This is a genomic window from Haloferax sp. Atlit-6N (assembly GCF_003383195.1).
GTDB classification, from domain to species: Archaea; Halobacteriota; Halobacteria; order Halobacteriales; family Haloferacaceae; genus Haloferax; species Haloferax gibbonsii.
In genome coordinates, this window is sequence record NZ_QEQJ01000251.1 from 1 (window position 1) to 487 (window position 487).

Genomic DNA, 487 nt, shown 5'->3' on the forward strand with positions numbered 1-487 from the left:
CCGCGGCCGCCGAGGAGACGCTCGCGAACGTCGTCGTCGCCGGAAAGCGTGCCAAACGGCTGAACGACCGAATGGTCGGTGACGTCCCGACCAAACACGCGATCGGGAAACTGCTCCAGTGGGAGTTCATCGACGGCTTCGACCCGACGCCGCTGGGACGGGCGGTCTGTCGGCACTTCCTCTCGCCGAAAGACGCGTTCCGCATCCTCGATTGCATCCGCTCGGGTACGGAGCCGTACGGCCTCGTCGCCGAGATGGAACTCCAAGACGAGTTCTGAACGTCGCCGGCGGTTGTCGACTCGGCGTCTCACACTCGGGTGGCGGAGCCCGAATCGGGTGACTGAAATAGGCTCCACCGCCGGACGTGAGAGAAATCCCACAGTATTTTGCACTGGCGAGTCGACCGAACAATGTGGCACCGATACCGCCAGGCGTCCTCGCTGTTTTCCTCGTCGTCCTCGTCGCGCTCGCGCTGTTCGTCACCGAG

At 64.1% G+C, this 487-nt stretch carries 1 pseudogene; it reads left to right on the forward strand.

Features of this window, described 5'->3' with window-relative positions:
* Positions 1-278, forward strand: a pseudogene (locus tag DEQ92_RS22220) (DEAD/DEAH box helicase); the annotation flags it as partial.
* Positions 279-487: the final 209 nt, after the last annotated feature.